Source organism: Novipirellula artificiosorum (assembly GCF_007860135.1).
Lineage (GTDB): Bacteria > Planctomycetota > Planctomycetia > Pirellulales > Pirellulaceae > Novipirellula_A > Novipirellula_A artificiosorum.
The window spans coordinates 1,221,720-1,235,381 of record NZ_SJPV01000001.1 but is presented as its reverse complement, the minus strand read 5'-3'; the positions used below and the strand labels follow the sequence as shown (position 1 = coordinate 1,235,381).

Sequence of the window (13,662 nt, the reverse complement as noted above, 5' to 3'; positions counted from 1 at the left end):
TCTGAATTAGCTGGGCTTCGTGGCTTTTTTCTCTGATGCGGTGCGGTAATCGACGACATCCCAAACCAACCCCGTGGCCCTTAGAAATCGAATGGCTTGCCAAGTGATGTCGAATTCCCACCACTTGTGCCCATGCTTGGCCATGCGTGGGTATGCGTGATGATTGTTGTGCCATCCTTCGCCATAGGCCACGATTGCAACCAACCAATTGTTCCGGCTGTCGTCGGTCGTTTCATAATTCTTGTAGCCCCACAAGTGCGATGCACTGTTGACCATCCACGTTGCGTGCAGAACGGCGACCAAGCGGACGAACATCCCCCAAACCAGCAACGAGGTGCCCAACGTGAGGCCGCCGAACCCATAGCCGACTGCGAACAGCGCAACACCGGTGGCAAGGTGCAGGGGCAAAAACAACACGTCGAGGATTCGCATGCCGCGTTGTTTGTACAGGTCGGGAACCCAACGCTGCAGGTACGCTTTTCGGTCGCCATCGTGCGTGTGAAACGCGAGCCAAAAAACATGCGACCACCATCCACCATCGTGCGGTGAGTGCGGGTCGCCTTCTTGGTCGCTATGGGCATGGTGTTTGCGGTGGTCTGCTACCCAATCCAGCGGCGAACCTTCGCCCGCCAACGTCCCGACCGTAGCAAACAGGTAGCGAACCCACGGATAGGTCTTCATCCCGCTGTGGGTCAACAAACGGTGGTACCCCAAACAGATCCCAAGGCTGCCGGTGATCCAATGCAAAAGCAGCGCGACGCCCAACCCCGCCCAGGTGAACGTGAACGGAGCGGCCAAAACGACCACATGAGCAATCGCCAGCCAGCCGATGGCCCAGACGCTGACGTTGTCCCAGCGACGACGGTCGGCAGCCGTTGGATTCGAAAAAGCGGTCGGTTTCGGTTTCGACGGGAGCACCGTCGCCGAGTGAGGCGAGGAGGTCTCGCGGGAGCGACGAGTTTTTTGTGGGGGTGGCTGGATGACCGAAGCCATGGCAAGTTCCTAGTGGATTTCCGTGAGCGACAGCATACGCTGCGATTCGCAACGCGATTTGCACGAACGACTTGGATTCTAGCGATTTGTAATCCCCGTTCTGTCACCGATTTGCCCACGAAGTGTAACGGTGATGTAAAATATTCCGATTCCTCCGACGCATTTCCTCTTCCATCCCCCCGGCCTCTATTGGAGAGCGACAGTTGATATCCCGGTTGTCCTTTCCATTCTCGCCGCCGCCTGATCCGATCCCGCGGATGCAATTGTCACAAATCCGCCAATCGGTTGCCGATCGGCTACGGGTCGAACTGAGGGAGACCCAAGTCACCGTCGCTAACCATTTGCTCGGCCGTGGCATTGTTGAAATGGAAACGGGCGAAGGCAAAACCTTGGCCATTGCCGTGGCCGCGATCGCGATGGCCAGCAACGGGCGAACGGTCAATATCGCTACGGCCAACGACTACTTGGCTCGCCGCGATGCCGACTGGATGCATCCGATCTATGACGATCTCGGTATCACCGTCGACGCGGTGTCGGCCTCTTGCAGCATGGTTGCGAAACAATCGGCTTACGCGGCCTCCGTCACGTACGGCACGCTCCGACAATTCGGATTCGATTACCTGCAGCAAGAAATGGCCGATCGAGAGGCAAGGCGACGCCACGCTGCTGCCCCACCGCGGCAATCTCCGCGGATGGACGTTCTGATCGTTGATGAGGCCGACAACGTCCTGATTGACGAAGCGCGAACGCCGCTGATCGTTACTTCGTCCACCGGACCCATCGACTCGGCTGATCGATCCGCTTACCTGTGGGCAGCGCAAATTGCCAGATCGCTATCAACTTCCTGCGACTACGTGGTCCCTACTGATACAAATGCAGTTGCCTTGACCCCGCTTGGCTACTCGAAGCTGTCCCGTTCACCGATGCCCGCAGACATGAATTCGATGACGACGACGGCGATCGTCCATTTCGTTGAACGTGCGATCGAATCGATCCATCGGTTGCGTCGTGACCAGCACTATATTCTGCTCGACAATCGCGTCTTCTTGGTGGATGAATTCACCGGGCGCACGCAACCAGACCGCTCCTTCGCCGACGGCATGCAGCAAGCCATCGAAGCCCGCGAAGGTGTCAACATCACCTGTCCCTCACAACCGGTCGCGCGCATCACCCTTCAAGAGCTAGTCACGCGTTTCAAGCATTTGTCGGGAACCACCGGGACGGCATGGGAAGATCGCCGTGAACTGGCACAGGTCTATGGACTTCCGCTGGAACGTGTCGCTCCCCATCGCCCCTCGCGACGCACCGTGTTGCCAACCACGGTTTGTGTTTCGGAAGAGGATAAGTTTGAGCGAATCGTTGACGAGGTTGAATCGATGGTCGCAGGTCGCCGAGCGGTGCTGCTCGGAACACGGACCATCGAAAAGTCAGAAACGCTTAGCCGCTTGCTGCACTCACGCAGCCTCCCTCACGTCGTGCTCAATGCACGACACCGCCGCCACGAAGCCGAACTCATTGCTGCTGCGGGAACCGAGGGGCGAGTCACCGTGGCAACCAACATGGCTGGTCGAGGTACCGACATCCAAGTTTCGGACAGGGTGAGGCAATCCGGTGGACTGCATGTGATCGTCAGCGAACTGCATCCGGCAGCGAGGATTGATCGTCAACTTGCTGGCCGCTGCGCGCGACAAGGGGACCCGGGCAGCGTCCGAACGTTTGTCAGCCCCGATGACGAAGTCGTCGAAATGGCTTTCGGCCCCGACAAAGCAAATCGAATTCGGGCTTCAAGAAAGAACCTTGGCTGGATCGTTCGTCGGGCTCAGAGCATCGTGTCGCGGCAGCACCGTCGCGGACGAATCCAATTGACGCAACAGGGTCAGTCCATCGGCGCGGCGATGCGTCAACTGGGCCTCGATCCGAATCTCGACCCGCTGGCGCCGTAACCTTCGCCCGTCGGCTGAAGTCCCATTGGCGGAGCCTGCCGCGGCGGTCCTACGGTAAGAACGCTTTCGCCTCTCGGCTGGTTCGACGCTGTTGATAAAAGGCAACATCTGTAGCGGCAAATAAACAGACCAGGAAAAATGGTGAACTTGGTGGGTTCGCTCGGCATTAAATGTTCGCATTTTTCGAGGTTTCCACTACTTTTTCCTCAAGCGGTGCGTAACCTTAGAAGAGTAGCGAAGCACTCTGCGATATCGGTTCGCGTGCGAGTTGACCGGCGGCTGGAAAGGGATCCGGCTCGTTCCAAGGTTCTGTGGATGGCAAGAAAAATGAATCGAAGACACATAATACGACTCAGTCTTTATGGCGGATTTGCGGCTGTGGCGGTTGCGACCCCATCGATAGACGTCAAGGCCCAAGATGCCTGCTGCTTTGAGCAAGCGTATCGCTTGCAGTGTGAAACGGTGATGGAGCCGCAAACCGTCCAACGCTTGAAATTGACCTATGAAACGCAATACGTCGAGGAAGAAGAGACCGTTTATCGCCCTGTGCTAAAAACGCGAACCGAAGAAAAAGAGTACAAGGTGGCCAAACCGGTCGTCGAGACCTCGTACCGTGAAGAACGTTACACCGTTTGGAAGCCGGTCGTCGAAACCTCGTACCGCGACGAAACGGTCACGCAGACGCGGATGGTGACGGAAACCGCCGAACGTGAAGAACAATACACGACTTACAAGCCAGTCGTCGAAACCCAATACCGCCAACAACAGTATCAGGTTCAGCGCCCGGTCGTCGAAACCGAGTATCGCCAACAGCAGTATGCGGTTCAACGCCCGGTCGTAGAAACTCAGTACCAGACGCAGCAGTACACGACGATGCGTCCCGTGACAACGTACCAAAATCAAACCGTCGACACGGGCGGCTATGTTGCGCAACAAGTCGTCACACCAGGGCAACTGCAATACCAGACGCAATACGTGCCCAATGCCTACGCGGTGCCCGGTCCGTTTGGGCTTTTCGCCCGCGTCCGAGGTGCCTACGCGGTGACACCCCAAATGACGCCGCCGACGGTGCAAACGCAAATGGCCTATCGTCCGAATTATGTTCAGCAGCAGATTGCACAGACTTCGTATGTCCCTCAAGTCCAACAGGTGCAAGTGCCGGTTCAGGTTCAGAAGATGCAGACCGAGATGGTCACACAGAACGTGCCTGTGCAAGTACAGCGGATGCAGACCGAAACGATGACACAAAACGTGCCCGTTCAAACGACACGGATGGTTCCAACGACCGAAGTGCGTAAGGTGCCGTATGTCGTCCAACGTCCGGTAACCGAAACGTTGACTCGCAAGGTCCCCGTGACTCAGCAGCGCTGGGTGACCGAAGAACAAGTTCGCAAAGTGCCCGTACAAACGACACGGACCGTTTACGAGACACGCCGAGAACCGGTTCAAGTCTCGTACTACGAACAAGAGGCGGTGACGCGAAAAGTAAGCCGGCCCGTGACACGCCAAAAGTACGTGACGGTCAACGAAACGGTGATGGTCCCACGTCAAGTGGTTCAAAAGGTTCCCCTCTCCTACTACGATCCGTTCAGCCCCGCAATCATCGGTGGTTTCTCATCGTTTTCCGTTTCACCGAGTGCGTCGGATGTCATCATGAGTTCGCCGACCGTTTCTCAACCGATCGACAACAACGGTTATTCCGTGCTGATGCCGCCGGCAACCTTCAACGAAGAACCCCAATCACGGGTCCAATCTTTCGAGAGTACGCCCACAGAAGAGTCGTCCGACCTCGATGAGGAAACCAACGCGGCCCCCTCCGTGGCGCCCGAAGACGAAGAGCCACTGCCCGCACCGGTATTGGAGGGTCCCAATACGAACGCCACCGAAGCGGGTTGGCGAATCAGGTTCAATCCCTCTTTCGCCCGCGAAATCTAGAGTCTGAGGTCAGGCCAGATCCACTCGCGAACCCGAGTCACATCGTCTGCGAACAAACTCAACGCCGATTCCAATTCCTCGGTGCTCGCGGTCTTGGTGGCAAGATGCGTTACCGGCCGACGATTCGGGCCAACCGTTCCTTGAGCGCGTGAGAAAAGGTATCCATCGCTTCAGCACTGGGGACCAGCATGCGGGGGGAGAAGTCTTGAGGAGCCGACGATTCGTAGCCGCATGGTAGCGGGATAAAGAAATCGATCCCCTCCGCTTCCGCCAACCGGATCGCCCGGTGCATGTGAAAGGCACTGGTCACCAAGCCAATCTCGCCGGTGACCGGAAAGGCCTTGGGTGGGGAAGCAAAAAAAGCAGCCAAGTTCTTCATTTCTTGAGACGTATTGTCCCCAGGAACCTCGAAGATCTTGTCCTCGGGAATGCCGATCGATTCAAACAGCACGCGACCGACCTCCGAAGGCCCCATCTTGGCGACCGGCGACGTCCCGGTACAAATCACACTTTGGGCTTTACCGGCAGCCCATAGTTGGGCGGTCAGCCAGTTTCGCTGACCGGCATCACGGAGCTCAGGAACGTCATCGTAGGCCAATCCCGCGGAGCCTCCGAGCATGACGACTGCCCGAAGTGGCTCGGCTGCCGGTTGCAGTGTCTTTCGCGGCATTTCGACTGAATGGATGAACTTGTCTGCTATCCAGCCATTGCCGCTTACTGAAACCAACAGGAAAATCCCCACCATGGCGGCCGAGGCCCAGCGACGCCCCGCGCGGAAAAAGACAAGACTCGCGACAAGCGAAAACGTCCAAATCAGTCCAACGGGCATCACCAAATCGGTCGCACAGCCAGCGGCCATCGCCGCACCGGAGTAGAACCATGTGCCCACCGCAAAAAGGCCGTTCATGATTCCGCCAGCAGCCAGACCCGTAACAGCGGCTCGAAGTGGAGTCGCACGCGAAACGAATTCAGTCGCTGAGTCGGACATGATCATGAAGAGAAGTGGGGGAGAGAATTGGGGGGAAGACGAGTTTCAAGTGACCCAGTACCGATGTTCCGGTTCCGTTTTCGTAAAATGGGCCGACACCAAGTCGAGGGGCATCACGACCGCAAACCAAGCGAGCGATCGCTCGGATGACGCTGCCTCGATGGCGTAGGTCGCTGGAATCGCGTCGTGACCCCATCCTTTTCGTCGACAAGGGATTTCGTCGACAAGGGATGCAGAAGTCCCGTTTATAGCTCGATTCGCCAAAAAAGCGATGCTCGATACAATAGCCCCGTAGAAAATCCTAGTCGCGGGTTCTAAAACTGTGGATACCCGAGTGGGGCACCTTTTCAAAATTCTGGAACTCATTGCTTTTATTGGAGTTAGCCAATGCGTTGGCGTGGACGTCGTCAGAGTGAAAATGTTGAAGATCGTCGCGGTGTTGGCGGTCCAGTCGCGGTCGGTGGTGGAATTGGTCTGATGATCATGGCGCTGTTGGTCGCGTTCATGGGAGGCGACCCGAGACAGGTGATGCAGCAGGCTCAACAGGGCGCTCCGGCGGCCCAGGGTCCCGGTGGCGAAGCCGAACTGAGCCCCGAAGAGGTTGAAGCGGGCGAGTTTGCGAAAACGATCCTTGCAGATACCGAAGACGTTTGGACCGAGTTGTTCCGACAAGCAGGGCGGCGATACGAAAAGCCCAGCATGGTGCTGTTCAGCGGGCAGGTTCAATCGGCATGTGGAATGGCCAGTGCGGCATCCGGCCCCTTCTACTGTCCTGCGGACAAGAAGCTGTACTTGGACACCTCGTTCTTCAATCAATTGTCACAGCAGCTTGGCGCGCCGGGAGATTTCGCTCAAGCCTACGTGATCGCCCACGAAGTAGGACATCATGTCCAAAACCTACTCGGCTATACCGACCAAGTCGAACAGGTCCGAAGAACGCAAAGTGAAACGCAAGCAAATCTGGCATCCGTCCGACTCGAGCTACAAGCCGATTTCTTTGCCGGCGTGATGCTGCATCACGCCCAGAGGTCTAAAGACATCCTGGAACCTGGCGATATCGAAGAAGGACTGCGTGCTGCATCCGCCATCGGAGACGATCGTTTGCAACGTCAAAGCCGCGGCTATGTCGTCCCCGAATCCTTCACTCACGGAACGAGCGAACAACGATTGCGTTGGTTCATGAAGGGGTTGGAGACGGGCGATCTGAGCCAAGGGGACACTTTCAACGCGGATCAGTTGTAAACGATGTCATCCGAGACCGAACTCAGCGAGCGGTTGGTCGAACTCGAGATCCATATTGCCCATGTGCAGCGAGTATGTGACCAATTAAATGAGGTGGTGACCGAACAAGCCATGCGGCAAGATCGGATGCAGAATGCGATCAAGCAACTCACCGAGAAGATGAAGGAAATGAAATCGGTGGAAGAGCCGGCTGAAGATCCGTTAGACGAGAAACCGCCTCATTATTGATGCGAGCCTGTTCCTGGTTCCCCCTGCTCTGAGCATGTGTTCAAAACTCTTCATTTGGCAGAGTGAAGTGGGGAGGTTCGCACTTCCAAATCCCCTCTGAATCCGTGATGCGAAGATTGATGCGCTATAACCCTCGATTGTTTTTCGTTGCCTGCTCATGGCTGGTGCCCCTGCTTGGTTCCACCACGTTCGCACAGCAGACGCCCGCCCCGGTGTCGGCCGATGCCAAGGCCGTGTTGACGGTGGATCGAATCTATGAAGACCATGATTTCGACGCCAAGAGCTACTCGGCTCGCTGGTTAGATCGCGACGGCCCCTCGACGGCGATGACCACGCTTGAACCTTCGGATGCCTATTCGAACGCCAAACAAATTGTCCGGCACGACGCCCAGACTGGCGAAACATCAACGATGGTGTCTGCAAGCGAACTGGTTCCCCCGGGCGAATCCGAACCGCTTTCGATCGACGACTATGCTTGGTCGACCGATCAGAACCGCTTGCTTGTCTTCACCAACACCAAGCGGGTTTGGCGAACCAACACGCGAGGCGATTACTGGCTGCTCGATCGATCGAGTCGCCAATTGCGAAAACTTGGCGGCGATGGACCCGCTTCCTCCATGATGTTCGCGAAACTGTCACCCAATGGCAACAAAGTTGCTTTTGTCCGCAATCGAAATTTGTTCGTCGAAGACCTCGTCGACCATTCGATCTCGCAACTGACCTATTCCGATTCCGATACGGTGATCAACGGGACGACCGATTGGGTCTACGAAGAAGAATTCCGCTTGCGAGACGCATTTCGCTGGAACGGCGACGGAACCAAGATCGCCTACTGGCAGATTGACACCGCAGGAGTCGAGAAGTTTCCTCTCATCAACAATACCGACTCCCTCTATCCTAAGGTCACGTGGTTTGCTTACCCCAAAGCGGGAACGCGAAATCCCATTTGTCGTATCGGCGTCGTCGATCTCGAATCGAAAGCAACCTCTTGGATCGAATTGCCTGGCGATCGTCGCGATCATTATGTCCCCTGGATCGACTGGGTCCCCAACACGTCCGATACCGGTGGCGCGTCAAAACAACTGCTGATTCAGCAACTCAATCGATTGCAGAACACGAACACTCTCTTTTTGGCAGATGTCGACAAGGGGACCGTCAACGTATTGCTAACAGAAACCGATGACGCTTGGGTGGACGTTCACGACGAGTTGTTTTGGATGGACGAGGGGAAGCGTTTTACATGGATCAGTGACCGTACGGGATGGCGGCGAGCCTATTGCGTCGATGTTGAAACCGGGGTCGCCGTCGAGGCAACACCAGGCGATTTTGATGTGGTCGAGTTGTTGAAGGTCGACGAATCCCACCGGCAACTGTACTTCCTTGCTTCACCAGAGAACGCAACCGAACGGTATTTGTATCGCAGCGATTTTGCAGGTGAATCGACGGTTCGTATCACTCCGGGGGGTGCCACAGGCACGCATGCCTATGCCATCTCGCCGAATGCCAAGTTTGCGATACACACTCATAGTTCACTCGCAGTCCCACCCGTGGTCGAACTGGTTTCCTTGCCGGAACACAAGACGATTCGCGTCTATGAGACCAACGAGGAATTGGTGAACAAGTTGGCCGAGCTACAGCGAGTTGAGACGGAGTTTTTCCGCGTCACACTTGACGATGGGGTGACCCTTGACGGATCGTGCATCAAACCGCCTGGTTTTGATCCTACAACCCAATACCCTTTGCTGGTTTATGTCTACGGCGAACCCGCTGGCACGACGGTGACCAATAAATGGGGGGGGAGCACTTATTTATGGCACCGCATGTTGGCCGAACGCGGCCTCGTCGTGATGAGTTTTGACAACCGTGGAACCAATGTGCCACGTGGTCGGGAGTTTCGGAAATGCGTGTACCGAAAAATCGGCACCCTGGGACCGGCAGATCAAGCCGATGCGCTTCGCAACGTCTTGGAACAGCGTCCCTACTTGGATGAAAAGCGGGTCGGAATTTGGGGGTGGAGCGGTGGAGGATCCTCGACCCTTCACGCGATGTTCAAGTTTCCTGAGCTGTATGCGACCGGCATCTCGGTCGCGCCCGTTCCGAACCAACGCTACTATGACACCATCTATCAAGAACGATACATGGGATTGCCGCAATCGAACGTCGAAGGGTACCGCAAGGGTTCGCCGATCAGTTTCGCATCACAGTTGGCAGGCAATTTGCTGATTATTCATGGCACGGGGGATGACAATTGCCACTACCAAACCGTTGAAATGCTATTCGATGAGCTGATCGCTAACGACAAGCCGTTTTCGATGATGGCGTACCCGAATCGATCCCATTCCATTAGCGAGCGAAAGAACACGACCCGCCATTTGCGCAAGCTGATGACGAATTACTTGGAGGAGCACTTGCTCGGGACGGCTCGATAGCCGCCTCTTTAACTCGTTGCGATCTCGACATCCATTGCTGCGAATCAGCAGCGAACCGCGACACAAACCGAGCCACCGCCGAGATCGGTCCAACCTAACCCGAGCGGCAGCACGCTTGGAGGGTGATCGCAGCGCACTACGCCAAGGCTTCTTCGGTTGCCGCTTCAACAAGATCGAGCGCAAAGGCGGCATCGGTTTCGACGGTTTCGCGACGGCTCAGCCCTTGGCCGCTACGATGATCCGTTGCGGATCGGAAAGCAAACGGGCTGGAATCTGCGGTACTGTTGCCGAAACTGATCCCCAAGGCGCGAGCCGCCTGCACTGCGGAACTATTAGGATCCACTTGACGCAGTTGATTCACGGCCTCGGTGATCGGAACGCTCATGATGTCTGGTGGTTGATAGCAGACCATTTCACCAAGTTTACCTTCAACGATCAATCGCACGGCATGGGCACCGTACTGAGTCGCGAGAACTCGGTCAAATGTTGTCGGTGCACCGCCCCGTTGGAGATGACCGAGGACACAGACACGGGTTTCGCGTTGAAGCCTCCGCTCAATTTCTTCGGCCACGATTTGCCCAATCCCACCAAGTTGGGCTTGCCGGCCGGATTGTTCTTTGCCCACGCCACGGCCATCCGGCAAGGCAGCACCTTCCGCGACGACCACTAACGTAAACTGCTTGCCTTGGCTTTCCCGTGAAAGCACCTTGTGGCAGACGTTTTCCCAGGTCCAAGGGATCTCCGGCAGCAAGATCACGTCTCCGCCCCCTGCGATTCCCGCATGCAGGGCGATCCAGCCGGCATGACGTCCCATCACTTCCAAGACCATGATTCGGCCGTGACTTGCCGCCGTCGTATGCAGTCGGTCGAGCGCGTTGGTCGCGCACTCGATCGCACTATCAAAACCAAAGGTGAATGCCGTGGATGACAGATCATTGTCGATGGTTTTTGGAACGCCCACCACTGGAATTCCATACTCGTGGAATTGTTGTGCGATCGCCAGTGACCCGTCGCCTCCGACACAGACCAACCCCTCAATCCCCAGTTGCTCAACAGTCGTTTTCACGCCTGCGAGCAATTCAGGATCAATCTCGACTCGATCCGACACGCCTACGGTCGCTGCGAATCGTCCCTTGTTGGTCGACCCCAGGATCGTGCCGCCTTGGTTCAAGATCCCGGTGGTATTTTTGGGTGTCAACGTTTTATAACGGACCGGATCATGCAAGCCTTCGTACCCCTGCAAAAAACCGACACAATCATAACCGAGTTGGTTTGACGATTTGACAACACCGCGAATCACCGCGTTGAGCCCTGGGCAATCGCCCCCGCTCGTCAAGACACCAATGCATTTTTTGGATATGGATCTCATTCTTCCTTCTTCCCCTCGGTGCGACCGATTGACGCAAAAATGTTGAAGCGTGGGCCTCGCGCCACGTGTTTATCGATAGCATAGGTCGCAGATAGCGTGCGCAGTCCCAATCGATCGCGCTGCCAATTCCAAGGGGGCCGCAAAATACGAACAACCGTAACCACCCGCGAATTGATTCGGTTACACTGTCACGCTGCGAGTCCGATATTGTTTTTGCGGACCGCCACAGAAACAGATCGCTTTTTCCCTTTTCAAATCGCTACAAGCAATGTCTGTTCCAACTCCCGTTGCCGTTCCCGCTCATCCGGACGTGCTATTGGCAAAAATTGATTTGGTGCGTCAATCGCTCCAGGGAATCATTCTTGGAAAAAGCGATGTCATCGATGCAGTGTTGACCGCACTGTTGGCCGAGGGTTCGGTGTTGTTGGAGGACGTACCGGGTGTGGGAAAGACAACGCTTGCAAAATCGCTCGCCCGCCTGATCCACTTGGAATTCCAGCGAATTCAGTGCACGCCTGATTTGTTGCCAGCAGACATCTTGGGTAGCAGTGTCTTTCGGCCCTCTTCGGGAACGTTCGAGTTCCGCTCGGGACCGATTTTTAGTAACTTGCTCATCGCCGATGAGATCAACCGCGCGTCCCCTCGGACTCAAAGCGCCTTGCTCGAAGCAATGGCTGAATCGCAAGTGACCATTGATGGCACCCGATACCCGCTGAAACGGCCGTTCATTGTACTGGCCACCCAAAATCCGACCGGTTTCGAAGGCACGTTTTTATTGCCGGAATCGCAACTCGACCGCTTCTTGATGCGGTTGTCGATGGATTACCCGGACACGGAAAGTGAAATCGACTTGTTGCTTGAGCAGGCTTCCCATGATCCCGCACAGGGTCTCCAGCCGGTGATGTCGCAAGACGAATTGCTTGCGCTTCAATCGTTTGTTCGGCATGTCAAAGTGGACCGCAAAGCCGCGGCGTACATTGTCGCGATCGCATCGGCAACACGAACCGATACGCGACTTCGCGTCGGGTGCAGTCCGCGCGGATCGAAGATGCTGCTCCGCGCCGCTCAGGCACGAGCGGTGCTAATGGGACGCGACTTTGTGCTTCCCGATGACATCCAACTTCTTGCACCCGCGGTGTTGTCGCATCGCGTTTCACCCCGAAACGCTCTGGCCTCTTCATCAGAAACCACTCAAACGATTCATGAGCTTGTCCGAACGATCGAGGTGCCGGCATGACTCCCAAGCTTGGGCGATGGCTGGGAATCTCGTTGCGGCAGCTGATCGCCCTCTTGATGTTTCCTGTGCGTGTGATGCTTGCCATTCGGCGTTCGGCAACCGCGGCATCGGTCACACTGCTGTTGGTCGGGATTTTATCCCTCAACATCTTATGGGGATATCCTTGGATTGGTCTGTTTGCCGCCTGTGTGTCCACAATGACGATCGGATGGGGTGTGAATTGGTGGATGTCACCGCGGCTGAAGATTGGTTTCAGCTTGCCCCCTTGTGTCGAAGCGGGCCAAGTCTTTTCCGTTCGGATCCACCTCCGAAATCGTCGCTCCTTGCCGGCGTTACAGTTGACCTCGGGCTTTGTTGCTAGCGAGACTCGATCGCTGTTTCGGCAACGTCGGTTGTTTCGCAAATCGAGATTCGGTGTTCACAACCGCTACGAAAGTTTTGAATTGCAATCCGATAACGTATCGGTACCGGTCATCGGGCCACACGAACTGGTTTCGATTGAGGCGTCGCTCCGATTTTCTGATCGTGGCGTTCAGAGATTGCCACGCGTCCGAGTCCGCTCGTTGTTCCCCTTTTGCTTGTTCAAATCTTCGGCGATTTTTCCTAGCGGTGCGACGATCGCAGTTTCGCCGCGATTGTTGAGTGAGTCCGATGACGCGGTCGCGAGCGGACAATTGTCGGAACTATCTCGGTGGGCGAGACGATTTAAGGCAAGTGAAGCCTATGACTACGCAGGCAGCCGCGAATACGAGGTCGGAATGCCCGTTCGCCGTTGGGATTTTGCCTCTTGGGCGCGACTGGGCCGTCCAATCGTGCGCGAATTCCATTCGCCGGGTGTCCGTACGGCCATCCTGTTCGTCGACACCGCTCCGAGCGACGCGGCGAAAGGGACACAACGGGACGAGGGGGTCGAACGTGTCTTGTCGTTTGCCGCAACCGCCGTTACCGAACTTCGCCAGCGTGCAATTCAAGTGCAAATGATGATCACGGGAGAGGAGGTACTATCGAATCGTACTCGATCATCCCATCATGCCAGCGACTTGCAAGACTTACTGATCCGTTTGGCGAAGGCGAAATATACGATGCGTTCGGAATCCGACAAGCTTTATCGAGATTTGATGCAAGCGATGCCGAATCAAGCTCTACTGGTGCTGACTTCAAGACAAGATTTTGCACCCGAACTGCAATCGGCCAGCTGCAAGTTTTTTCGCGTCGACATGCCGCATGCTGATCCCGCCCCCTCAACGGCCCGCGTTCGAAACAACGCGTCTCGACGTGAAGCCCCTGTTTGAGGCGAG

11 protein-coding genes are annotated in these 13,662 nt (G+C 56.1%); 8 read left to right on the top strand and 3 right to left on the bottom strand.

The window, feature by feature from the left end:
• Positions 1-6: 6 nt before the first annotated feature.
• Complete coding sequence (locus tag Poly41_RS04315) at positions 7-993, bottom strand: acyl-CoA desaturase (protein ID WP_146524629.1); 987 nt, start codon at positions 991-993, stop codon at positions 7-9.
• A 257-nt stretch (positions 994-1,250) separates the two neighbouring features.
• Between Poly41_RS04315 and Poly41_RS04310 the strand changes: the two genes are divergently transcribed.
• Together Poly41_RS04310 and Poly41_RS04305 are read left to right on the top strand one after the other, a co-directional pair.
• The gene (locus Poly41_RS04310) at positions 1,251-2,936 is read left to right on the top strand and encodes a preprotein translocase subunit SecA (protein ID WP_146524628.1); all 1,686 of its coding nucleotides are present in this window, start codon (positions 1,251-1,253) and stop codon (positions 2,934-2,936) included.
• A gap of 327 nt (positions 2,937-3,263) precedes the next feature.
• A complete protein-coding gene (locus Poly41_RS04305) occupies positions 3,264-4,871 on the top strand; it encodes a hypothetical protein (RefSeq protein WP_231615391.1) in 1,608 nt (535 codons plus the stop codon).
• A 109-nt stretch (positions 4,872-4,980) separates the two neighbouring features.
• Here Poly41_RS04305 and Poly41_RS04300 read toward each other — a convergent pair whose 3' ends face one another.
• Complete coding sequence (locus Poly41_RS04300; protein WP_146524627.1) at positions 4,981-5,865, bottom strand: YdcF family protein; 885 nt, start codon at positions 5,863-5,865, stop codon at positions 4,981-4,983.
• On the opposite strand from Poly41_RS04300, the gene Poly41_RS33820 reads away from it, so the two are divergent.
• The 4 genes from Poly41_RS33820 (at position 5,864) to Poly41_RS04285 (ending at position 9,758) form a co-directional block, all read left to right on the top strand.
• Positions 5,864-6,028 (top strand): hypothetical protein, encoded by a 165-nt coding sequence (locus tag Poly41_RS33820; RefSeq protein WP_197231054.1) that lies wholly within the window; start codon positions 5,864-5,866, stop codon positions 6,026-6,028. The genes Poly41_RS04300 and Poly41_RS33820 overlap by 2 nt on opposite strands.
• A gap of 218 nt (positions 6,029-6,246) precedes the next feature.
• A complete protein-coding gene (gene ypfJ / locus Poly41_RS04295; RefSeq protein WP_146524626.1) occupies positions 6,247-7,101 on the top strand; it encodes a KPN_02809 family neutral zinc metallopeptidase in 855 nt (284 codons plus the stop codon).
• A 3-nt stretch (positions 7,102-7,104) separates the two neighbouring features.
• Entirely contained in the window at positions 7,105-7,329 is a 225-nt protein-coding gene (locus Poly41_RS04290) for a SlyX family protein (protein ID WP_146524625.1), read from the top strand.
• A 107-nt stretch (positions 7,330-7,436) separates the two neighbouring features.
• A complete protein-coding gene (locus Poly41_RS04285; RefSeq protein ID WP_146524624.1) occupies positions 7,437-9,758 on the top strand; it encodes a S9 family peptidase in 2,322 nt (773 codons plus the stop codon).
• Between the two features lie 136 nt (positions 9,759-9,894).
• Here the strand turns inward: Poly41_RS04285 and Poly41_RS04280 are convergent, their stop codons facing one another.
• Positions 9,895-11,127, bottom strand: a complete 1,233-nt coding sequence (locus Poly41_RS04280) for a 6-phosphofructokinase (RefSeq protein WP_146524623.1) — start codon at positions 11,125-11,127, stop codon at positions 9,895-9,897.
• Positions 11,128-11,395: 268 nt separating this feature from the next.
• Here Poly41_RS04280 and Poly41_RS04275 point away from each other — a divergent pair, with 268 nt between their 5' ends.
• Both Poly41_RS04275 and Poly41_RS04270 read left to right on the top strand, forming a co-directional pair.
• Entirely contained in the window at positions 11,396-12,364 is a 969-nt protein-coding gene (locus Poly41_RS04275; protein WP_146524622.1) for an AAA family ATPase, read from the top strand.
• Complete coding sequence (locus Poly41_RS04270) at positions 12,361-13,656, top strand: DUF58 domain-containing protein (RefSeq protein WP_146524621.1); 1,296 nt, start codon at positions 12,361-12,363, stop codon at positions 13,654-13,656. The genes Poly41_RS04275 and Poly41_RS04270 overlap by 4 nt, the downstream gene beginning before the upstream one ends.
• Positions 13,657-13,662 lie beyond the last annotated feature (6 nt).